Annotated in this window: 21 protein-coding genes; 10 read left to right on the top strand and 11 right to left on the bottom strand. The window is 46.5% G+C overall.

The features are described 5' to 3' along the window. Positions 1 to 21: 21 nt before the first annotated feature. A complete protein-coding gene (pyrC, locus tag BEL05_RS15200) occupies positions 22 to 1,050 on the bottom strand; it encodes a dihydroorotase (protein WP_069671674.1) in 1,029 nt (342 codons plus the stop codon). A gap of 288 nt (positions 1,051 to 1,338) precedes the next feature. Here pyrC and BEL05_RS15195 point away from each other — a divergent pair, with 288 nt between their 5' ends. The 4 genes from BEL05_RS15195 (at position 1,339) to BEL05_RS15180 (ending at position 5,623) form a co-directional block, all read left to right on the top strand. Then, positions 1,339 to 3,042 (top strand): FAD-dependent oxidoreductase, encoded by a 1,704-nt coding sequence (locus BEL05_RS15195; RefSeq protein ID WP_069671673.1) that lies wholly within the window; start codon positions 1,339 to 1,341, stop codon positions 3,040 to 3,042. A gap of 69 nt (positions 3,043 to 3,111) precedes the next feature. Next, entirely contained in the window at positions 3,112 to 3,549 is a 438-nt protein-coding gene (locus BEL05_RS15190) for a YeeE/YedE family protein (RefSeq protein ID WP_069671672.1), read from the top strand. Between the two features lie 17 nt (positions 3,550 to 3,566). Next, positions 3,567 to 4,028: a DUF6691 family protein gene (locus tag BEL05_RS15185; RefSeq protein WP_069671671.1), complete on the top strand. Its 462-nt coding sequence runs from the start codon at positions 3,567 to 3,569 to the stop codon at positions 4,026 to 4,028. 215 nt (positions 4,029 to 4,243) lie between these two features. After that, positions 4,244 to 5,623, top strand: a complete 1,380-nt coding sequence (locus BEL05_RS15180) for a diguanylate cyclase domain-containing protein (protein ID WP_069671670.1) — start codon at positions 4,244 to 4,246, stop codon at positions 5,621 to 5,623. Positions 5,624 to 5,637: 14 nt separating this feature from the next. Here BEL05_RS15180 and BEL05_RS15175 read toward each other — a convergent pair whose 3' ends face one another. From BEL05_RS15175 to yjjX, 6 genes are all read right to left on the bottom strand, one after another. Further along, the gene (locus BEL05_RS15175; protein WP_069671669.1) at positions 5,638 to 6,390 is read right to left on the bottom strand and encodes a phosphatase PAP2 family protein; all 753 of its coding nucleotides are present in this window, start codon (positions 6,388 to 6,390) and stop codon (positions 5,638 to 5,640) included. A gap of 140 nt (positions 6,391 to 6,530) precedes the next feature. Continuing rightward, a complete protein-coding gene (locus BEL05_RS15170) occupies positions 6,531 to 6,980 on the bottom strand; it encodes a SufE family protein (RefSeq protein ID WP_069671668.1) in 450 nt (149 codons plus the stop codon). Positions 6,981 to 7,003: 23 nt separating this feature from the next. Further along, entirely contained in the window at positions 7,004 to 8,215 is a 1,212-nt protein-coding gene (locus BEL05_RS15165) for an aminotransferase class V-fold PLP-dependent enzyme (protein WP_069671667.1), read from the bottom strand. A gap of 92 nt (positions 8,216 to 8,307) precedes the next feature. Further along, positions 8,308 to 9,348, bottom strand: coding sequence for an NADP(H)-dependent aldo-keto reductase (locus BEL05_RS15160; RefSeq protein WP_069671666.1), 1,041 nt, complete (start codon positions 9,346 to 9,348; stop codon positions 8,308 to 8,310). Positions 9,349 to 9,468: 120 nt separating this feature from the next. Further along, complete coding sequence (locus BEL05_RS15155; RefSeq protein WP_083250368.1) at positions 9,469 to 10,437, bottom strand: bifunctional helix-turn-helix transcriptional regulator/GNAT family N-acetyltransferase; 969 nt, start codon at positions 10,435 to 10,437, stop codon at positions 9,469 to 9,471. A gap of 201 nt (positions 10,438 to 10,638) precedes the next feature. Further along, complete coding sequence (gene yjjX / locus BEL05_RS15150; protein WP_028763148.1) at positions 10,639 to 11,220, bottom strand: inosine/xanthosine triphosphatase; 582 nt, start codon at positions 11,218 to 11,220, stop codon at positions 10,639 to 10,641. A 494-nt stretch (positions 11,221 to 11,714) separates the two neighbouring features. Between yjjX and BEL05_RS15145 the strand changes: the two genes are divergently transcribed. After that, a complete protein-coding gene (locus BEL05_RS15145) occupies positions 11,715 to 12,986 on the top strand; it encodes an aromatic amino acid transport family protein (protein WP_028763149.1) in 1,272 nt (423 codons plus the stop codon). Positions 12,987 to 13,065: 79 nt separating this feature from the next. After that, positions 13,066 to 14,433: an L-serine ammonia-lyase gene (locus BEL05_RS15140; RefSeq protein ID WP_028763150.1), complete on the top strand. Its 1,368-nt coding sequence runs from the start codon at positions 13,066 to 13,068 to the stop codon at positions 14,431 to 14,433. Positions 14,434 to 14,557: 124 nt separating this feature from the next. Here BEL05_RS15140 and BEL05_RS15135 read toward each other — a convergent pair whose 3' ends face one another. Continuing rightward, positions 14,558 to 15,001: a GNAT family N-acetyltransferase gene (locus BEL05_RS15135; RefSeq protein WP_069671665.1), complete on the bottom strand. Its 444-nt coding sequence runs from the start codon at positions 14,999 to 15,001 to the stop codon at positions 14,558 to 14,560. 120 nt (positions 15,002 to 15,121) lie between these two features. Between BEL05_RS15135 and BEL05_RS15130 the strand changes: the two genes are divergently transcribed. Together BEL05_RS15130 and BEL05_RS15125 are read left to right on the top strand one after the other, a co-directional pair. Continuing rightward, the gene (locus BEL05_RS15130) at positions 15,122 to 15,481 is read left to right on the top strand and encodes a hypothetical protein (RefSeq protein ID WP_245687005.1); all 360 of its coding nucleotides are present in this window, start codon (positions 15,122 to 15,124) and stop codon (positions 15,479 to 15,481) included. Positions 15,482 to 15,628: 147 nt separating this feature from the next. Beyond that, the gene (locus BEL05_RS15125) at positions 15,629 to 16,942 is read left to right on the top strand and encodes a dicarboxylate/amino acid:cation symporter (RefSeq protein WP_028763153.1); all 1,314 of its coding nucleotides are present in this window, start codon (positions 15,629 to 15,631) and stop codon (positions 16,940 to 16,942) included. A gap of 45 nt (positions 16,943 to 16,987) precedes the next feature. On the opposite strand, the gene BEL05_RS15120 is transcribed toward BEL05_RS15125, so the two are convergent. Continuing rightward, positions 16,988 to 17,401, bottom strand: coding sequence for an META domain-containing protein (locus BEL05_RS15120; protein WP_028763154.1), 414 nt, complete (start codon positions 17,399 to 17,401; stop codon positions 16,988 to 16,990). Between the two features lie 170 nt (positions 17,402 to 17,571). Here BEL05_RS15120 and BEL05_RS21215 point away from each other — a divergent pair, with 170 nt between their 5' ends. After that, positions 17,572 to 17,787, top strand: a complete 216-nt coding sequence (locus BEL05_RS21215; protein WP_028763155.1) for a hypothetical protein — start codon at positions 17,572 to 17,574, stop codon at positions 17,785 to 17,787. Here BEL05_RS21215 and BEL05_RS15110 read toward each other — a convergent pair whose 3' ends face one another. Together BEL05_RS15110 and BEL05_RS15105 are read right to left on the bottom strand one after the other, a co-directional pair. Then, the gene (locus tag BEL05_RS15110) at positions 17,788 to 18,726 is read right to left on the bottom strand and encodes a GGDEF domain-containing protein (protein WP_069671664.1); all 939 of its coding nucleotides are present in this window, start codon (positions 18,724 to 18,726) and stop codon (positions 17,788 to 17,790) included. A 240-nt stretch (positions 18,727 to 18,966) separates the two neighbouring features. After that, positions 18,967 to 19,956: a nucleotidyl cyclase domain-containing protein gene (locus tag BEL05_RS15105; protein WP_069671663.1), complete on the bottom strand. Its 990-nt coding sequence runs from the start codon at positions 19,954 to 19,956 to the stop codon at positions 18,967 to 18,969. Positions 19,957 to 20,098: 142 nt separating this feature from the next. On the opposite strand from BEL05_RS15105, the gene BEL05_RS15100 reads away from it, so the two are divergent. Next, positions 20,099 to 20,644: a GNAT family N-acetyltransferase gene (locus BEL05_RS15100; protein ID WP_069671662.1), complete on the top strand. Its 546-nt coding sequence runs from the start codon at positions 20,099 to 20,101 to the stop codon at positions 20,642 to 20,644. Positions 20,645 to 20,653: the final 9 nt, after the last annotated feature.

The raw sequence follows: 20,653 nt of genomic DNA, 5'->3' as shown, positions 1-20,653 counted from the left end.
TAATGGGTGCGATTGGCGAGGTTAATCTTCTACTTGCCAGTCGATGCGCTCACCCGCGCGGATTGGGACGACACCCGTACCACCTAGGGGATAAGTCGCAGGTACATCCCAGCTGCGCTTCACTAAGGTAATGGTGTCGGCGTTGCGCGCTAGACCATAGAAATCTGGACCATTGAAGCTGGCAAAGGCCTCTAACTTGTCTAATGCGTTAACCGACTCAAAGGCTTCAGCATAAAGCTCGATAGCGGCGTGAGCAGTATAAGAACCTGCGCAGCCACACGCTGCTTCTTTACGATCTTTAGCATGAGGTGCCGAGTCTGTGCCTAAGAAGAATTTTTTGTTGCCACTGGCCGCAGCAGCCAGCAATGCTTGTTGGTGGGTATTGCGTTTTAAGATGGGCAAGCAGTAAAAATGAGGACGAATACCACCAGCTAGCATATGGTTGCGGTTGTAGAGCAGGTGGTGTGCGGTGATCGTTGCGGCAACATTGGCTGGTGCACTGCTGACAAAGTCGACTGCATCTTTGGTGGTGATATGCTCAAGCACAATCTTCAATGATGGAAAGTCTTGTACCACTTGCTTTAGGGTGTTTTCGATAAAGATCGCTTCTCTATCGAAGATATCGATCGATGAGTCAGTGACCTCACCGTGAACTAAAAATAGCATGCCCACTTCTTGCATCGCCTCAAGCACGGGATAGATGTTTTTCACATCGGTTACGCCTGAATCTGAGTTAGTGGTTGCGCCAGCTGGGTATAATTTAGCGGCGACAACTTTGCCCGACGCTTTTGCTGCACGAATATCCTCTGGCGTGGTGTTATCGGTCAGATACAGCACCATCAAAGGCTCAAAGTTAGTGGTGGTCACCGCTTTAATGCGTTCATAGTAGGCCATGGCACTTTCAACGTTGGTCGCTGGTGGCACGAGGTTAGGCATGATGATCGCACGGCCCATATAACGGCCAGTATCTCTTACGGTGTCTGCTAGCACATCGCCATCGCGTAGATGAACGTGCCAATCGTCAGGGCGAGTAATTGTAATTGTGGTCATTGAGGTATCTTTCTTTTGCGTAGAGTGGCTGGATCTTATGTGGCTGGGCGAGCCCTGTAAAGAGCAATGTTGTTTTTGCAGGTGGTGCCGTTGGGAATTGTTTAACCTGAAGTTAATGAATGGGGTTCATGTGTCAGTTTCTGTTTAATAATTTGCGTATATTAGGATGAAGATCACTAAAACACCCATTCACTTAGATTTTTCTAATAAAACAAATTTGCATGTAATGGCGAATGTAATACAATTTCCGCCATTAAGGATTTCAGGCAGATACGTTGAGGCATTAAGATGAAAAAAGTACTTATTATTGGTGGCGTTGCAGGCGGTGCATCTGCAGCTGCGAGAGCCAGAAGACTCAGTGAAGACGCTGAAATCATCATGTTTGAGCGTGGTGAGTATGTCTCTTTTGCCAATTGTGGTTTGCCTTATCACATTGGTGGCGACATCACTCAGCGCAGTGCTCTTGTGCTGCAAACACCAGAAAGTTTTAAGGCGCGTTTTAATGTCGATGTGCGAGTGATGAATGAAGTGACCTGCATTAATCGCCAAGCAAAATCTGTCACGGTCAAGAACCTGCTTAATGGTACCGAGTATGATGAATCGTATGATGTATTGCTATTAAGCCCTGGCGCTGCACCCATTGTTCCGCCGATTCCAGGTATCGATAACCCCTTGACTCATTCGCTGCGCAATATCCCCGATATGGACCGTATTATTCAGACTATTCAGATGAATAATGTTGAGCATGCTACGGTTGTTGGTGGCGGATTTATTGGCTTAGAGATGATGGAGTCTTTGCATCAGCTTGGGATTAAAACCACCTTGTTAGAACTCGCCCAGCAGGTGATGACGCCTATCGACCGAGAAATGGCGGGCTTTGCCCACGTTGAAATTAGGCAAAAAGGGATCGATCTACGTTTAAGCACCGCGCTGTCTGCCGTGGAGTATCTGCCTCAGACGCACATTGAAAGCGATGCTGCCGGTGAAGATACAGCCCATCGTCATATTGCGGGTCATTTGGCGCTGTCGTTAAGTAATGGGGAAACCCTTAAAACAGACATGTTAATCATGGCTATCGGGGTAAAACCTGAGACAACCCTCGCGCGCGCCGCAGGGCTCGACATTGGCGAGTTAGGTGGTATCCATACTAATGAGATGATGCAAACCAGTGATCCGGCTATCTACGCGGTAGGCGATGCAGTGGAAGATAAAGATTTTGTGACTGGGCAACAAACGCTGGTGCCACTAGCTGGCCCGGCAAACCGCCAAGGTCGCATGGCGGCGGATAATATGTTTGGCCGCAATGAAACCTATCAGGGGACGCAAGGCACGGCGATCTGTAAGATTTTTGATTTAGCCGTGGCTTCAACAGGTAAAAATGAACAGCAACTACAGCGGGCTAATATCGCTTATCAAAAAGTGTATGTGCACACGGCGAGCCATGCAAGCTATTACCCGGGAGCAGAAATTGTATCTTTTAAACTACTGTTTGCCCCATCTTCAGGCAAGATCCTTGGCGCGCAAGCGGTAGGCAAAGATGGTATCGATAAGCGTATCGACGTCATGGCCGTTGCACAGCGTGCAGGCATGACGGTAGAGCAGTTACAGCACTTAGAACTGACGTATGCACCGCCATTTGGTAGCGCTAAAGATGTGATTAATCAAGCCGCGTTTGTGGCCAACAATCTACTCAAAGGCGACCTGATGGCGATTCATTTTGATGAAGTCGACAACCTGACCGATGATCAATTGTTGTTGGATGTACGTAACCCTGGTGAGCTTAAAAATGGCGGTTACATAGAAGGTGCAGTCAATATCCCTGTCGATGAGTTACGCGATCGCATGGACGAGTTACCCAAAGACAAAGAGATCGTTATCTATTGCCAAGTTGGCCTGCGAGGCAACGTCGCTTATCGTCAGCTGGTCAATTGTGGTTATAAGGCCCGTAATCTGATTGGTGGTTACCGTACTTATAAGTTTGCCAAGGCCTAGAGCGTATATCAAAGGTGTCCATTTTACGTTGGGCGCCTTTCAATCAATGCTAGATGAAAGAGGTATTTGATGTTTTCATCCTTCGTCCCCGCGTTATTCGGTGGCTTCTTAATCGGTTTAGGCGCCATATTACTGATGGTCCTTAACGGCAGAATAGCCGGGATCAGCGGTATTTTGTCAGCGGCACTTTGGTCTCGAAAGCCAAGTGATGTCAAAGGGATTGCTTGGCAATGGTATTTTCTTGGTGGGTTACTGATAAGTGGTTTACTCATGGGGCCACCACTGCAAGCCATATTTGATGTCCAACCTATCGATATTGCAGCTCTATCAATTTCAATGCCCATATTACTAGTGTCTGGATTGTTGGTGGGACTGGGCTGTGCGATTGGCAGCGGGTGCACCAGTGGTCATGGTATCTGTGGTATTGGCCGTTTATCACCACGCTCGATTGTGGCAACCTTGGTGTTTATGTTCGTCGGTGTGATCACCGCAATTGTGTTCCATTAGGCAGCGGGGATATTAATATGAAAAAGTTGATGGCGCTGTTATGTGGCGTACTATTTGGCACCGGTTTGATGTTATCGGGACTTGCTGATCCAGCAAAAGTGATCAGTTTTCTTAATTTGAGCTTGCTCTCGAGCGGGCAGTGGGACCCGTCCCTGATGTTGGTGATGTCATCGGCCTTGGCTGTGTATCTACCTGTGTATCTTATGGTTGTGAAACCCAGAGCGTTGGCGAAACAAGGACCCGTATTCGAGAGTCACTATCATTTGCCGACCAAGCGAGTCATCGATGCGCCACTAGTCATAGGTGCGGCGTTATTTGGCCTAGGTTGGGGATTAGTGGGTATCTGTCCTGGCCCTGCCATCGTGAATCTAGCTCAGTTTGATTTCAGTATTATGCTATTTGTGACAGCCATGATTGTGGGCGGCTTTTTAGGTCGGCAATTGATGGATGTCATGCCCGTTACAGCTCATAACGCCTAATCTTTGCTGAGGGGGAGCATTGATGGCCCCGAGATAACACGAAGGCGCACTATACTGGTAAAGCGTTTAGGGTGAGTTTATGATGACTTTATCTTGCACACTTTTGTGGTCAACACTGGGTATCGTGAAAGGGGATGTCGCTAACATGGAAAGTTTATCGGTAGTTAACAATAGGTGTTCAGCCGTTTGTTTACGATTAATATCGGGGTTTTTGCGTGACTGAGCTGGCCTTAGTGTTATTGGGATGTTTAGTGGTAGCACTGAGTATCATGGTCGGTAGGATGCGATGGCGCTACCTGCACGCTGAAAAGCGTATTCCTGACGTAGCCGTGGGCAGTACCACGGTCTTTAAGACGCTCAGCCAAACGATTAGTGATGGATTATTGGCTGTTGATCATGACGGGTATCTCTTAGCTCACAATCATGCCGCGCAGCAGCTATTGGATGATTGCTGCGCCGATCTCTCGCAACGTTTTTTAGGCGAGTGGATTGCGAACTTTAATGAGTTTTCTCCTCAAACTAGCCCTGAACGTCAATATGGTATGAGCCTGTGTGAAGGTTATGCTCGGCTGAGTTTTACTCGCTTGATGCGCGATGATACACAGACCCTATTCTTGGTTCGCCCCTTATCAACAAGCGATGAGATGTTGGGGGATATCGAACGTTTTAAGCGTAGCCAATATTTTGCGCAAATTGGCACTTGGGATTGGGACGTTGGCACCGACACCCTTTATTGGTCTGAGGCAATCTACGGCATCTTTGGTTATGAACAAGGTGAAGTAACGCCAAGTTATGAGTTTTTCTATTCTAGAGTCCATCCAGATGATAGAGAGTTAGTTAAAGCAGGTGAGTTGAAAAGTATTGAAACCGGTGATATTCACGATGTGGAGTACCGTATTCTCTGGCCCGATGGTACTGTTCGCTGGATCAGAGAAACGGGTAACTATGTCAAAAATGGCTTGGGTGAGATAAATAAAATGATGGGAGTGGTACGGGATATCACGGATGAAAAGGCATCGACACATCAACTACACCGTTTAGCCCATCATGATGTATTAACTGGCTTACCTAATCGACTGATGTTGGAGCAACATCTTCAGTTGGCTATTGAGCGCGCGCGTAATGATAAGACGCGGGTGGCGCTAATCTTTATTGATCTTAACCACTTCAAAGCCATCAACGATAACTACGGTCATCAGGTTGGCGATCGAGTCTTGGTTACCGCAGCAACTCGCTTAACAGAGGTTAAACGCAGTGGTGATCTGGTTGCGCGTATCGGTGGCGATGAGTTTGTAATGGTCATAGAGGGGCTATTTAGTGAAAATAGCCTAGCGCAACAAACCAAAGAGATTAGCCGTAGTGTGTTCAATCAATTCTCACACCCGCTGCCGTCAATTGAGCCTGAGTTGACGATCCACGCCAGCCTCGGCATTGCCATATTTCCTGAGCATGGCAGCAATATCGATACCTTGCTGCATGCGGCCGATATGGCGATGTATAACGCAAAGCGTCGGGGTGATGACCAATATAGCGTCGCCCAAGTATCTCATCAGGCCCATACTTCACCTCATGGCGATCTTAAACAGATAAGTTAAGGCTAAATTGGTCGTTATACGGGGTCTATGTCAGAAAGGTGAGCCTCCATTGTTGTCGTGGCAAGCTTTGGTTGGCGAAAGATCACAATGTAAAAACCAGCGGCGATAAACCATGAGATCCCCAGGCTCCATACGTCATGGGAGAGAAAATGAGCACCGCGCAGTTGTTGTGCGATACCAAACATCATTCCAATCGCCAATCCAATGCCTAAGCCAATCCAGCGATATCTTTGTGCATAAGCCAGTGCAAAAAAGTACAGCGCTACCCAGGCGTAGCCTGAGCTAGAGTGCCCAGCAGGAAAGCATTGACCCGGAGAGTCGGCTGCAATTTTTCCGGAGAATAGCGAGTAATAATCGGCGCTACCACCAAATATTTTGAGATGCCAAGGGCAATCTAAATGGGTGAGCGATTTACCTAACCTAACAATGGTCACACTGCTTAATACACTAATAAATAGGAAGAGTAGCCCTTTTCTGTAAGGCCTTAAATTGACTTTCTTAATGCTGGCAACCATTAAACCTATGATGACGAGGCCGAGCAGAATGACGAAATAGCGCCCGCCTTGATGGATCACAGTTTCCGTTAGCCAGTGACCTCTTAAGGGCCAGTTTTCATTGCCGCCTTCAAGGTGAAATAGCCATTGACCTAAGGCCATATCGACATGAAACCGTTCAATCAAGGCAATGACTAGCACAAATAGCACCGCTGGCAGCAGCAGGTGGTTGCGGAAGTTAAGCTGATGGCTGTTGGTTGGGATGGAGTGCATCGTTAAGTCTCTTGCAAGTGTGGCAGCCAACTCGGCTGCGCGCCTAACGGGTATTATTTTTCCTGTGGCGTGAATTTTTTGTGAAAGCACTAGTTTCACAAAAAATCAGTGGGAAAGACTTAACAGTAGACTGCGCTTTTTTACGGGGATTTTGCGGCGGCTTTGATTGCGGTAGCTAGTGCAAATAAGCCGTTAGTGCGCGATGGGCTGAGTTGTCCTGTAAGCCCGAGCTCATCGAAATAAGCATTGATATCTAGTGCCGCAATGGATTCACTGCTATGGCCATGGGTAGCAGCCAAGAGTAATGCAATAAGGCCTTTTACGATACGCGCATCACTGTCGGCGATATAGTAATGCAGATCATCAATTTGGGCATGGTAGAGCCAAGCGTTACTCTCACAGCCTTGCACTTGCGCCTGCTCAACACGTAGCATGTCATCGAGTTTAGGCAAGGTTTTACCGAGCAGCATGATTTCCCGGTAACGCTCTTGCCAATTGGCCGCTTGTTTAAAGCGAGCGAGTATGACCTCGCTGTCGAAGGTTTGCGCCGTAAAGAGGTCACGACTGAGAAATTGACTTGTTGAGTTCATGGTTATCCTGTGAGGCTATGTGCCTAAAGCAGTAATTCTTTGACCGAAATTAAACCATCGATGAAACGATCGATATCTTCAACGTTGGTATATACGCCAATTGATGCGCGGCAGCAGCCTTTAATATTGAGCGACTGCATCAGAGGCATGGCGCAGTGATGGCCACAACGCACGGCGATCCCCTGTTGGTCGAGTAAAATACCCACATCTTGATGATGCTCATCAGCAAGATTAAAAGCAACAGCGCCGATATTGTCGTCATGTGCGCCGTAAAGAGTGATATCTCCCAATGCCAAGAGTCGCTGTTGTAGGTAGGTCAGCAGCTCATTTTCTCGTTTAACCGTGGCGGCTTTATCTAGTTGATTGATAAATTTTATTGCAGCACCTAACCCTATTACTCCACTTATGGGTGGTGTGCCAGCTTCCAAGCGATTTGGCAAAATATTGAATTCAGTGGCCTCGAAAGTCACACTTTTAATCATCTCCCCACCGGTCAGCAGTGGTGTTAGGCGGTCGAGTTGGGCATATTTACCGTAGAGAATTCCCACGCCAGTTGGGCCATACATCTTATGGCCAGAGAAGAGGTAGAAGTCACAATCAATTGCTTGTACATCTACTGTCAAATGGGCGATGGCCTGTGCGCCATCAATAACCGTTATCGCGCCGACAGCTTTGGCTTGTGCCGCCATCTGGGTGACTGGATTGACGGTACCCAGTGCGTTTGATACATGGCTCAATGCAACGATAGCTGGATGCTGTTGCAATAGCTGTGCATAGGCTTGCTGATCGATACGGCAGTGACTGTCTAGTGGAATTGGGACCACGGTCGCGCCCGTGCGCAGGGCTAACATTTGCCATGGAACGAGGTTGGCATGGTGGGCTGCGGTATCGACGAGAATGGTGGCACCCGGATCTATTTGCGCAGTCAGGCCGTGGGCTACCATGTTGATCCCTTCGGTGGTGCCGTGGGTAAAAATGATCTCTTCACGTTGACCTGCGTTGATAAAGTCTCGCACATCATCGCGTACCGCTTCGTAGTTAACGGTTGCGCGACTGGATAACTGGTGCGCGGCGCGATGGACATTTGCGTTATCTTGCTGGTAGTAGTGATTGATGGCGTCTAGCACTTGTTTCGGCTTCTGGCTGGTGGCCGCCGTATCAAGATAACATAGCGGATAATCCCCTAATGTTTGTGCAAGGGCAGGAAACTGCGCGCGCAGGTGGTTAACGTCCATTCATCGGTCCAACAGTGATATAGAAAAGGCGCTAAGATCTTGGGAGATCTTGGCGCCTATTGCAAGCTGCTTTTTACTTGTCGTCAGGTCGATTAGGGGCAAGGTAGGCGATATCGTTCAGCAAGGTCATTAAGCCGACTCATGAGTGGCTCGCTGAGACTGACATTCACGCTATCTATATTCTCTTTTAGTTGCGTCAGGCTGGTCGCGCCGATGATATTTGATGCAACAAATTGCCGGCTGTTTACAAATGCAAGGGCCATCTGTGCTGGGCTGATATTAAACTCACGGGCCAGTTCTACGTAGGCTTGTGTAGCTTCCAAAGCCATCTGCGATCCTGTGTAGCGCGCAAAGCGTTTAAACAGGGTTAACCTTGCCCCTTCTGGCCACTGATCATTGAGGTACTTGCCGCTTAACGCACCAAATGCCAATGGCGAGTAGGCCAGCAGTGGTAATTCTTCTCGATGCGCTATTTCAGCCATGCCAACCTCGAAACTACGGTTGAGCAAGTTGTAGGGGTTTTGCACACTGATGATACGCGGTAAGCCATGCTTTTCAGCAAGTTGTAGGTATTTCATCAAGCCCCAAGAGGTTTCATTAGACACACCAATATAGCGAATTTTACCGGCACTGATGAGGTCAGCTAACGCTTCTAAGGTATCGAGAATTGGGGTGAGCTTCTCTGAATCTTGCTGCTGGTAAAACAGTTCGCCAAAGAAGTTAGTGTTTCGATCAGGCCAATGCAGTTGGTATAGATCTATGGTGTCGACCTGTAAACGCGAGAGAGAGTCGTCGACGGCTTGATGGATGTTACGCCAGTCGAGCGCCATATTTGGGCGTATATAGTCACTTTTCCCCCCCGGTGCAGACACTTTGGTGGCGATGACGAGGTTGTCTCTATTACCGCGGGATTTGAGGTAGTTACCTAGAATACGTTCGGTTTCCCCTTGGGTTTCTGCTTTAGGTGGAACCGGGTACATTTCGGCAGTGTCGATAAAATTAATGCCTTCGCCGATAGCATAATCGAGTTGTTCAAAGGCTTCGTTTTGAGTATTTTGCTCGCCCCACGTCATGGTGCCTAGGCACAATTCACTAACGTCTAGGCTGGAATGTGGCAGTCTTCTATAATCCATTCAAATCTCCAGAATGCACTGAGTTACCTTGAGGCTAGCAAGCTTTTTTCTGAAACACTAGATAAATTATTTCAATGAGTATTTTTTATTTAAGGTAATGATTTAAATGGTTAAAAAAATTTACAGCGTGAGCATCATTGGGATTTCACAAGCATCGTGCCCAGTGTTACCCAGCGGCGCAGCCAAATGTTTAAACCCTATTTTTTCATAGAGGATAATAGCTTCTTTCAATACGGCCGTGGTTTCTAGATAGCAGCTTTCGTAGCCTTGTGTTCGTGCAAACTCAAGCGCTTGAAGGGCAAGTCGGTTAGCAAAACCCTTGCCACGTAGCTTAGGGTCGAAATACATCTTTTGAAGTTCACATATGCCATCATGTCCGGCAAGCGGTGCGATCCCAGCCCCACCTAAGATACAGCCCTTGTATTCAATGACCCAGTAGTGTGCATCATCAGCATGATAGACAGTATGAAGCTCGTCCAAGGTCGGGTCAGCAACCCCATAACCTTTGTCTGGGGTTAGGCCATATTCTGCCGATACGTTACGAATCACCCGCGCAATATGCGGGTTATCTTGCTCAGTGATACTTCTGATGATGAAGCCCTGTTGTGCATTGGCGGTGTCTATCGCGCGAGTGTATTGCGTCATCGAGGTTTCTAGCTGCGCAATTTGCGCAGGTGAGAGCTGGGCTAAGATCTGTTCAAACATCGCATTTTGCTGGCGATTAAGCTTACTGAGTAGGCGTTTACCTTGTGGTGTTAGCTGACACAAGGAGCTGCGGCTATCCTTGGGGTTATTGCGGCTTTTAGCCAGTCCTTTATCGCACAACTGACTTAATGCTCTACTAGCATTCGACTTATCTATGTTTAGCGCTAAGGCTAACTGTTTTATGGATAGCTCTTGTGAATTTAGTTCAATAATCGCGTGTGCTTGCACTGGGGAAAGGGGGAGCTCGCCACAGGCTGAATTTAGCATGCCAAGTTGCCTGACGAGTTGTCTTGATAAACTGCGCAAAGATGAGCAAGTTTCTGGCAGCTCATCGCTTGCAATTTGAAAAGATTCCGTCTCTATGGTTGGGCAGGTCTGATTCATCGAATGTCCAATAGGAAAATGGTTGCGATATACATCTAATTTAGAGGGCTTATTTTAGAAATGCAAGTTTTTGCTAATGTAGTTTTGAGCTAGCGTTGATATGATTAATATAAATGAGTGTTTTAACATATTGGCAACATACATTAAGTCACTCATGTTAGGCAAGAGGGTAATGTTCAATTAGCGACCGCTATAGCTGCATTAACCCCCAGTGGTGTTAAATACTTGCGGGTTGAGAAAAGGGGCCATCGCCAATATTAAGGCTTGAGTGTAGATACTACCTCGGGTTGCTTTGCCATCGGTGAGTAAGCCAATGGCACCACCTTTTTGTTTAATATTGACCGTATTAAACAGCCTGTCCATCACATGACCAAGTTCTTCTCCTTGTTCTAGCGCTTGGTAGACCGCTTGAGGGAGAGGCAGTTGGGCACTGCGTCCGATAGACACTTTACCTTGATAAATGATCGCCATGTAGGCGTAAGTTGCTGGGCCATGTTCAAAGTTATCTACACCACCTTCCATAGCAATATATAGATCAGCGGCGAATGATGCATCGACATTGGCATGCTGCTCACAGTAGCGAGCACGGTTGATGGCCCCCGCTTTGGTTTCCGCGTCAGTCATCGGTTGTTCGGCAACCCCGGAGGGGGCATGCATGCCTTGACATATGATCTCAGCATTAGGGAGCAGTAGACTGATCGCTTGTTTAGCTGCATCGATCTTGACGGGGTTATGGGAGCCGACGGTGATACGTAGCGTCGTGGCATGATATAGAGCAGACATGTAAGGGACCTTCATAATATTATGGTGACTATTCTGCCATCATTGTACTTGGGATGCATGGTGTGGGCCATTATAGATAGTGGGCTATCAGTACGGCGATAGCTAAGTTAGTGTGACTAAGATCTTAGTATGGCGGCAACTTGTTGGGAGATCTCTCGTTATGGCGTTTATCTGCGGGTTGCCTCACATTACTTCGGTGGTAAAAAAAACACAATCCCTTGACTGGCTTGGGCTGTAGGTGAAGCAACTGTTAATATTAGGTTCAACTAAGTTACTGTTCTATTGGTATTATGGAAATTTACAACAGCTTTAATCGGAGCTAGCTCACAACATTAGCTCATTCTGAAATTTCATTACAAAACCCCGTTCTAGATCAATTTTTCGGATCACATCTTCTATATTCTGAGCGCAAATTTAGTCGGCCTTCTATTGGTGTTTTTGCCGTTAGAAGTCGTATAAACATTGAGATGCGAGCGCATCGAAAGGGTCTAGTTATGCAAAGTGAAGCTACAGTTTCTGAAGTAATGGTTCCAGCCAAACAGGGTTGGACACGTACCGATACCACTTGGATGTTAAGCTTATTTGGTACTGCCGTTGGAGCAGGGATCTTATTCCTGCCCATTAACGCAGGTATGGGCGGGTTTTGGCCGTTAGTGATGATGGCTTTGATTATTGGACCTATGACCTATTTAGCCCACCGCGGTTTATCTCGCTTCGTTTGTTCGTCTCAGCGAGAAGGCAGTGACATCACACACGTTGTAGAAGAGTATTTTGGGGTGGGAGCGGGTAAAGCCATCACGCTACTTTACTTCTTTGCTATCTACCCCATTGTGTTGATTTATGGCGTGGGTATTACCAATACCGTTGATAGTTTTATTGTTAATCAGCTAGGTATGGCGTCACCTCCACGATTTCTGCTTTCTGGTGTGTTGATTTTAGGCATGATGTCAGTGATGGTCGCTGGTGAGAAATTCATGTTGAAAGTGACTCAACTGCTAGTGTATCCATTGGTTGCTATTTTGGCATTTATGTCTTTTTATTTAATCCCAAGCTGGAAAACAGATGCGTTAATGCAAGTGCCTGCAACTGCAGACTTCTTAGGTACAGTTTGGTTGACCATTCCGGTGCTGGTATTCGCCTTTAACCACTCACCTGCCATCTCTCAGTTCTCGGTGTCGCTTAAAAAGCAACACGGACAAAATGCCGCTAAGAAAGCGGATGTGATTTTACGTAATACCACCATGATGTTAGTTGGCTTCGTGATGTTGTTTGTTTTCTCATGTGTGCTGTCGTTAAGCCCGACTCAGCTAGCTGAAGCTAAAGCGCAGAACTTACCTATTCTTTCTTACTTGGCAAATGTTCATGCCAGTGGGTTTGTTAGTTACTTTGGCCCTATTATTGCGGTGATTGCGATTGTTTCTTCTTTCTTTGGTCACTACATGGGTGCGACTGAAGGGATGAGAGGAATCATTACTAAGCAATTACGTAGCGCTAACAGAGAGGTCGCTGACAGTAAAATAGACAAGTTTATTCTTGGTTTCATGTTCCTCACTATCTGGGGCGTGGCGATTATCAACCCAAGTATTCTCGGAATGATTGAAGCATTAGGTGGCCCAATCATCGCGGCGATTCTCTATCTAATGCCGATGTACGCAGTCTACAAGGTGCCTGCATTGAAGGCATATCGTGGCCGCATTAGTAACATTTTCGTCATCATTGCGGGTTTATTGGCGATGACTGCAATTGTGTTTGGCATGTTGTCTTAATCTCTCGTTTGATGTTTGTTCTGGGTAGCTTATTTATTGGTTAAGTAAGCGGCCCTTCCTGCTTTATTTGGGGTGAATTATGGTTAGCGCATTTGATATTTTTAAGATAGGTGTTGGTCCCTCCAGCTCACACACTGTCGGGCCGATGAAGGCCGCAAAAGGTTTTGTTGATGATTTGCGTCAACGTGGAGAACTTACCGATATCACGTCAGTTACGGTTGATATCTATGGTTCATTGTCACTCACAGGCAAGGGGCATCATACCGACACAGCGATCATTATGGGCTTGGCGGGCAACAGCCCTGAGATGGTGGATATCGATCTCACTCCTGAGTTCATTCGTCAGGTTGAGCTGACTTCGGCACTGCCTTTAGGTCAAGAAGGACATAGAGTTGACTTCCCTATTGAAGCGGTGACCTTCCATCGTCATGCATTACCATTGCACGAAAATGGCATGACGTTAACGGCATGGAAGGGCACTAGCAGTGCTTATAGCAAGACTTACTACTCAACGGGCGGTGGCTTTATTGTTGATGAGCAGCAGTTTGGCTTGGTCGCGGCCAATGAAGTGGTGGTGCCATATCCTTTCGCTTTCGCCGATGACCTACTGAAGCTATGTGATGAGACGGGGATGAGTATCAGTGCCATCATGATGGCCAACGAGAAGGTGTTCAATACAGAGCAAACCATAATTGAAGGGTTTGCTGCTGTGTGGGAAACCATGAAAGAGGGGATTGAACGAGGTTGTCAGACCGAAGGGGTGCTCGCAGGCCCTTTACGTGTGCCGCGTCGAGCCCCGGCATTGTTTCGTCAGTTGGTCACCAATGAACGCCTCTCTTCCGATCCTATGGTTATTGTTGACTGGATCAACATGTTTGCCCTTGCTGTGAGCGAAGAGAATGCTGCGGGGGGGAGAGTGGTTACTTCGCCAACTAATGGCGCGGCTGGGATTATCCCTGCCGTACTAGCCTACTACGATAAGTTTATTCAGCCTGTTGGTCCAAAAGAGTACACTCGATTTTATCTTGCTGCGGCCGCTATTGGTGGTTTGTATAAGCGCAATGCATCAATCTCTGGGGCCGAAGTTGGCTGTCAGGGAGAGGTGGGGGTTGCTTGTTCTATGGCTGCAGCGGGCTTGGCCGAACTAATGGGAGCTAGCCCGTCACAAGTGTGCGTGGCGGCTGAAATTGGCATGGAACATAACCTTGGCTTAACCTGTGATCCTGTCGCGGGCCAAGTGCAAGTGCCCTGTATTGAACGTAATGCTATTGCTGCGGTAAAAGCGATTAACTCGACGCGAATGGCAATGCGCCGTAACAGCGAGCCGAGAGTGAGCTTGGACAAAGTGATTGCGACTATGTATGAGACGGGCAAAGATATGCACGTTAAATACCGTGAGACAAGCCAAGGTGGGTTAGCGATTAAGGTTACCAGTATTTGCGCCTAAGCTAATTTGTGCATCACTGGGGCAACAGGCCTGAGTGATGTATCGCCGACAAACAACCAATGTGGGTTAGCCTTGGTTGTTTGTCGTGTTATCGTCGCTGATTTAGGGGCGATAAAATGGCAGGTTATTTCTCTTCATACATTAAGTAGTAGCTTTTATCCATGCCAAGGGTTTGGTAAGTTTGTTGGGCCTTGACGTTCTCCTGTTCCACGTAGAGTCTAAAACTGGCGGCCCCGCCATTTTGTGCTGCAATATCCTTTACTGCTTGATAGAGCTTGCCATAAATTCCTTGGCGACGGCTTTGTGGACGAATGTAAACACTCTGGATCCAGTAGTAATCTTTGGCACGCCAGTCACTCCATTCATAGGTGACCATTAGCGAGCCTAAGATCTCGCCTTCATGTTCTGCAACAAGGTAAAACCCTTTTTCAGGTTGCTTTAATAAGGTACTAACCCCATGCGTCAAGGTTTGCTCATCAAGGCTTAAGCCTTCGGTTTCTTGTGCCATCGCCTGATTAAACTGCACTAACGCGCTCAGATCTGTTTGTTGGCCTTTTCTTATTTGCATTTTCGCCTCCTGTTTTGGGTTGGCCACTTTATCACGGGGTGGTGGCTTATTGAGAGAAATTTTGCAATTTGGCATTCGACTAAAGTCTAACTCTGCTAGACTTTTTATTAATGAGATTAGATGACATTCAAAGGTGAGATGATGAAGTCTAAAGATGATAATGAAGGGAATAATCACACAGTAAACTCGTCCATAGAGCCTGCTCAAACTCAGGCTAGGTTTCGCGCTATCCAAGCGGTTGCAGCTGACAACTGTGAGATACACCACCGTTGGCATTTTGTCCTGACACTATTAAGTTTTGGAGTTTGGGGCATTGTCTGGTGGCGGTTAATCTTAAAGTCTCAAGGTAAAGAAAAAGCCTTCTTTCATGGTTTTGATGATGCATACTGGAGCCACCTTATTGAACGTGAGCAACCGCCAGCCGCCCTTCACAAGCTACAGATAGATGATGAAAGACACTCGGTGAATTTTGATGCATGAGTTGTGACTCATCATGATGTTGATCACGCCATTGTGCTTGTCTAAATGATAACATTCTGCTCCTTAATTCCGCTCGGATAAACGTTGTTCTTATCGACGCTATTGCATATTCGAGCGCCTGCTTTCTCTCTGTTCAAGGTTAATAACATGTCGCAAACATCTCCATCTTCGCTGGGCCGAGTGTGGTCTGCTTGGATGTCCGTGCCGTTATGGCTACAAATCTTAATCGGTATGCTTTTAGGAATATTGGCGGGGCTAGGGTTAGGCGAACAAGCTGTGTTGCTTAAACCCATAGGGACCTTGTTTGTTAACACCATTAAGATGTTAATTGTTCCCTTGGTTTTTTGTTCTTTGATTGTTGGCGTAACCTCAATGCAAGACACTGCCAAAATGGGGCGCATCGGCTTTAAGTCTTTTGCCTTCTACTTAGGCACCACTTCCATCGCTATCTCAGTTGGCTTAGCGGTTGGTAGCATTATGAAACCAGGTGCAGGACTTGGCATGCACTCAGAGGGTGCTGCAGTAGCGAAAGAGGTGCCATCTGTGATGGAGACCTTGATCAATATTGTACCGACTAACCCGATTGCAGCGCTTGCTAGTGGTCAAATTCTGCAAGTTATCGTGTTTGCGGTGGCGTTGGGTATCGCTTTGGTGCTTATTGGTGAGCATGGTCGACCTGCCATTAAGGTATTTGAAAGCCTTGCTGAGGCGATGTATAAACTTACCGACATGGTGATGAAATTTGCACCTTATGGGGTGTTCGGTTTGATGGCATGGGTGGCCGGTGAATATGGTGTCGATATGCTAATGCCGCTAATCAAGGTGATTATTGCCGTCTATTTGGGGTGCGCATTACATATTATTGGATTCTACAGTTTAGTGCTAAGCGTGGTCGCTAAACTTAATCCTATTCAGTTTTTCAAAGGAATTCGCAGTGCGTTAGCGGTGGCTTATACAACCTCAAGCTCTGCTGGAACCTTACCTGTAAGTATGAAGTGCGCTAATGAGTCTCTTGGGGTCAATAAGAAGATCTCCAGCTTCGTATTGCCACTTGGAACAACCATTAATATGGATGGTACAGCCCTTTATCAAGGCGTCACCGCACTGTTTGTTGCGCAGGCTTTTGGTATCGATCTCACTTGGGTGGATTACATCACAATTATCCTTACGGCAACGTTGGCATCAATTGGTACTGCAGGTGTTCCTGGTGCGGGGCTGGTGATGCTTACTTTAGTGCTGACAACGGTTGGCCTGCCGCTTGAAGGAGTTGCACTTATTGCTGGTATTGACCGCATATTGGATATGGCGCGCACCGTGGTCAATGTATCGGGCGATCTGGTCGCGACCACTGTGATTGCAAAATCAGAAGATGAGCTAGATATCGAGCACTACAATGCGGATGCACAGCAAAGCCAGCTTATGGCTGACCAGGTTAGCTTGTCACAACAAGTAGAAAAGTAGATTATATTTCCGTTAAAAAAAACCGCCATTTGGCGGTTTTTTTGGTTATTTCTTACTCAGAACTAGCTGTATCTTGCCGTTATCATCTTTTAGGATTAACTTACCTTTTGATTCTTGTGCTAGCGTGATCTGCTCCATCGCTTGCATTACTCGTTGTTCTTGATGCATTAATGCATCCACACAGGCTTTCATTGTGTGTCCGGCTGGAGAGAGTGTGAGACGGCTGCCCTCTAGCTGATATTGGCCGAAAAATTCATTACAGCTATTGTTACCGCTGAGTTCACCATCGGCTGAAAAAATAAGTTGGGCGGGGCTGTAATCGATCACTGGCTGCCCTTGAGCAGATTCGATATGCCAGCTACCTTGTACCTCGATACCAGTAATTTCGGTAGAGGGAGTTGATTGGCAAGCGGTTAACCCGAGCAGTGCAGCGACGATAATGAGAGACTTGGTAGACATGGTTATATCCGTAAACATTTATAGGCCATATTTTGACGACATTATGGTGAATTAAAAAGTCTTATTAGTACTTTTTACATGATATTTTGTTCATTTATAGCTTGTATCACTACAAAATCTATTTTTATGCCCATTATAGCAGTGCTGCGTGTTGGCGGAGAACGTTAGAAATGATGAAAGGATTAAAAGTTGCTCATTGGTTAGGGGTATTAATGTTAGCCACTGGGATAATGCTGTATAGCTTTACCACTTTGACTCAAGAGGTCAGCGGCATATTGCTGATCTCGTGTTTAATAGGGTTGGGCTTAGTGCTAATGTCACCCTTTCCCATGGTGTTATTTATCCAATGGGCTAGGGCGCAAGAAAATTCAAATTCTTCTCAATAGCTAACTGATACTCTTGCGGTGGTTGACCTTGTAGCTGATGAGGTTCTGTCGCGCGGCTTCAAGCATAGGCTCGATGGCTAAATGGGTATTGGGTTTAAAATAGCTTGACCCAATGGCGATATGGGCATGAATCTCTTCTTTAGCTATCTGCTTTCTTAGGCGACAGACCAGTGCGTCAAGGTTGGCTTGATTGTCTACAAACGCCAGAATGGCAAACAGGCCATTTTCAATTCTGGCTGAGACATCAGCATCACGCATGTGGTGGTGAATCACTCTTGCTATTTGCCTCATCCCCTGGGTCTGTTGGGTTTTATCTCTATATTCGGTAATGTCCTCGAGTAAAATAATCCCCGCGTGAGAGCCAAATCGCCGGCTTAGGCTAAGTTGTCTTGGGGCCATTAAATTAAATCCGTAGGGGTTCAACATACAGGTCAATTCATCTTGTACCGACATCATCTGTACTTGTTGCATAAGAAACAGATGCTTAAGCTCGGCCTGGATCAAGGCTTTACTGTTTTCCAGTAATGGCAGTAGTCGCTCAAAATGTTTTGTTTGTTTGCTATTACAGATGACGAGGCAACCAAACAGCTGTCCGTCAGCCCAGTAGATAGGTACGGCATCTAATCGCTCGAACTGGCTGAGGTTATTGTAGGAATTTAAGGGGCTAGGTAACTCAATTAAGCCATAGCCACGATGCGAGCTAAGTGCAGTGGCTAGGACGTTGTCGCTAAACTGAGTGCCAGCATACAGATCTAGCGCGGTAGATTGGCGGCTGCAGACGACTTGAAACTCACTATCAATGGATTGCAAAACAACGCAGGCATCGGCTTGGTAAAATTCTTGTAGTAGATCAACTTGTTGTTGCCAGCGAGGCATAGTAATAGCAGGGTGGTCTCTATCCCTTAACCAAAGAGTTTGTTCTGGGCATTGTAGTAGCATTTTGATTGCTCTCTTATTTTTATTCGGTTGAGCAGACAGATATCACCGCGGTTAATCGCTGGGCTGGCGACAAAGTAGCCTATCTGCGTTAGCACATCATACCTAAAAACCAGGTGTTGTGAGAATGTAAAATGACTGTTTTGCGAGAGCGATCATTTTTTACATCTGCCAACAATTTTAACCCACTCAGCTGCGATTGAGAGGTGGATTAAAATGCTGTCGTATTTCAATACAATAGGGCTAGTTTCTTACTATTGCAGCTGGTGTTTGTGCATTGGTTTTAATGCTGTCATCTACTGGGCTTTGTTGTGATTTTAACTGTCCTTTTGCCTTTTCTAGCATGGGGGCGAGCTTTGCCGAAGATTCTGGGCTGAAAAACGCGTGGCCAGAATCTAGGCTAAGGCGATCATTTTGTTGCTTCAGTAGTTTTTCCACTCGAACACCAATATGGGCGAGATCGCGTTCAGAGTCGACAAAGACTAGCACGACAAATTGGGTCTTATTGTAGTGGGCGGCAATATCTGCGGTCCTTATTGTGTCCTGGATAATAGTGCCGAGCAGGCGTATATGTTTATCTTCTATAACAGGTAAAAGTACAGGATCTGGGTAGAGTTCAAAAAACAGAATGCCTGCATGCGCACCAAATCGACGCCCTAAGTTGAGTTGACGCGGTGCCATCATGATAAAGCCATAATGGTTGAGCATGCCTGTTTCGCGATCGCGCATAGAGAGAGATTCGATACGCTGACTTTGACACAGTAGTGCTAAATCTTGTTGCAGTAATATCTGGAAAGGTTCCAGCATGAATGAGTTAACATTAGCCGTGTCGTCACTCTCTGGGTTGAGTACGCATAAACAACCAAAAATAGTCCCGTCAGGCCATAATATTGGGCGCGATAAAATATTGCTGGTGTCAGTTAAGTCGTCAGGAAGTTGCCAATTAGACTGCGCTGTTAAATCGATATTTATGCCATCGGGTTGGCTATTTGATAGGCGGGTAAATAGTTCTATTTTTTCTGAGTAGAGCGTGCCTGACAGGTATTTTCGCGTATCGTTGATTGAGCTCACAATGACTTCAAACCCTAAATCGGTTTGTTGAACCACAAACGCGACCTCTGCTTGATAATATCTCTTCATTAATTCACATTGATGCATCCAGCGCACTAAGTTTATCTGTGCATTGTCGTTTTCCAGTATACTAATCCCAGTATGAATGTTTTCTGGCAGCATGAGAGGTATTTACCGTCAATGTTGAAAGTATGTTAATTGTGGTAGTCGATAGGCTTTTTAGCAAATATCAAGGCTGCTTTTTCACTGGTTTTCTCTGTTTTAGGCAAAATAGGCCCACTAAGGTTAAATATTGCGAGGTTTGATGCAAATAAGGCAAGCGACATTGGCAGATGCGCAAGTGATAGCGCAACTTGAACAGTCGCAACTAGAGGCGGAGCTTGAGCCAAGCCAACGTGGCGGAGTCATGACGGGGCAGTCATTTTCCTTAGGGGATATTCAAACCCTCATCAAGGCGCATTGGATTGTCTTAGCGGAGCAAGATGGCGCTATTATTGGCTATGTAGTGGCGGGGAAATGGTCTTTTTTTGAGTCTTGGCCGATTTATCGACGCTTGCTAGGGCGAATGAGAGATCTAGAGTTTAATGGAAGAACCTTAAATAGACAGAATTGTTGCCAGTATGGCCCTATTTGGATAAGTCCAGAGTCTCGCGGCCAAGGGGTATTTGAAGGTTTAGTCTCTATGCTTAAATCATTGCTGGGTGAAAAGTATCCGATGATGTTGACGTTTATTGCTGAAGATAATGAACGCTCTTTTCACGCGCACACCAACAAAGCCGCTATGCAAGTGGTCGACTTTTTTAGCTTCGACGATCGAGATTACTACTTGCTCGTATCGGCGACGCAATAGGGATGAGGA

Source organism: Shewanella colwelliana, from assembly GCF_001735525.1.
GTDB lineage: Bacteria > Pseudomonadota > Gammaproteobacteria > Enterobacterales > Shewanellaceae > Shewanella > Shewanella colwelliana.
This window is presented reverse-complemented; position numbering and strand designations above follow the sequence as displayed.

What these genes read in the sequence shown, in the direction of transcription:
- BEL05_RS15195 (WP_069671673.1), top strand. Translation starts at nt 1,339, where the DNA reads ATGAAAAAAGTACTTATTATTGGTGGCGTTGCAGGCGGTGCATCTGCA.
- BEL05_RS15135 (WP_069671665.1), bottom strand. Translation starts at nt 15,001, where the DNA reads ATGCAAATAAGAAAAGGCCAACAAACAGATCTGAGCGCGTTAGTGCAG.
- BEL05_RS15165 (WP_069671667.1), bottom strand. Translation starts at nt 8,215, where the DNA reads ATGGACGTTAACCACCTGCGCGCGCAGTTTCCTGCCCTTGCACAAACA.
- BEL05_RS15170 (WP_069671668.1), bottom strand. Translation starts at nt 6,980, where the DNA reads ATGAACTCAACAAGTCAATTTCTCAGTCGTGACCTCTTTACGGCGCAA.
- BEL05_RS15190 (WP_069671672.1), top strand. Translation starts at nt 3,112, where the DNA reads ATGTTTTCATCCTTCGTCCCCGCGTTATTCGGTGGCTTCTTAATCGGT.
- BEL05_RS15120 (WP_028763154.1), bottom strand. Translation starts at nt 17,401, where the DNA reads ATGTCTACCAAGTCTCTCATTATCGTCGCTGCACTGCTCGGGTTAACC.
- BEL05_RS15140 (WP_028763150.1), top strand. Translation starts at nt 13,066, where the DNA reads ATGGTTAGCGCATTTGATATTTTTAAGATAGGTGTTGGTCCCTCCAGC.
- BEL05_RS15125 (WP_028763153.1), top strand. Translation starts at nt 15,629, where the DNA reads ATGTCGCAAACATCTCCATCTTCGCTGGGCCGAGTGTGGTCTGCTTGG.
- BEL05_RS15155 (WP_083250368.1), bottom strand. Translation starts at nt 10,437, where the DNA reads ATGAATCAGACCTGCCCAACCATAGAGACGGAATCTTTTCAAATTGCA.
- BEL05_RS21215 (WP_028763155.1), top strand. Translation starts at nt 17,572, where the DNA reads ATGATGAAAGGATTAAAAGTTGCTCATTGGTTAGGGGTATTAATGTTA.
- BEL05_RS15175 (WP_069671669.1), bottom strand. Translation starts at nt 6,390, where the DNA reads ATGCACTCCATCCCAACCAACAGCCATCAGCTTAACTTCCGCAACCAC.
- BEL05_RS15105 (WP_069671663.1), bottom strand. Translation starts at nt 19,956, where the DNA reads ATGCTGCCAGAAAACATTCATACTGGGATTAGTATACTGGAAAACGAC.
- BEL05_RS15145 (WP_028763149.1), top strand. Translation starts at nt 11,715, where the DNA reads ATGCAAAGTGAAGCTACAGTTTCTGAAGTAATGGTTCCAGCCAAACAG.
- pyrC (WP_069671674.1), bottom strand. Translation starts at nt 1,050, where the DNA reads ATGACCACAATTACAATTACTCGCCCTGACGATTGGCACGTTCATCTA.
- BEL05_RS15110 (WP_069671664.1), bottom strand. Translation starts at nt 18,726, where the DNA reads ATGCTACTACAATGCCCAGAACAAACTCTTTGGTTAAGGGATAGAGAC.
- BEL05_RS15160 (WP_069671666.1), bottom strand. Translation starts at nt 9,348, where the DNA reads ATGGATTATAGAAGACTGCCACATTCCAGCCTAGACGTTAGTGAATTG.
- yjjX (WP_028763148.1), bottom strand. Translation starts at nt 11,220, where the DNA reads ATGTCTGCTCTATATCATGCCACGACGCTACGTATCACCGTCGGCTCC.
- BEL05_RS15130 (WP_245687005.1), top strand. Translation starts at nt 15,122, where the DNA reads ATGACATTCAAAGGTGAGATGATGAAGTCTAAAGATGATAATGAAGGG.
- BEL05_RS15185 (WP_069671671.1), top strand. Translation starts at nt 3,567, where the DNA reads ATGAAAAAGTTGATGGCGCTGTTATGTGGCGTACTATTTGGCACCGGT.
- BEL05_RS15100 (WP_069671662.1), top strand. Translation starts at nt 20,099, where the DNA reads ATGCAAATAAGGCAAGCGACATTGGCAGATGCGCAAGTGATAGCGCAA.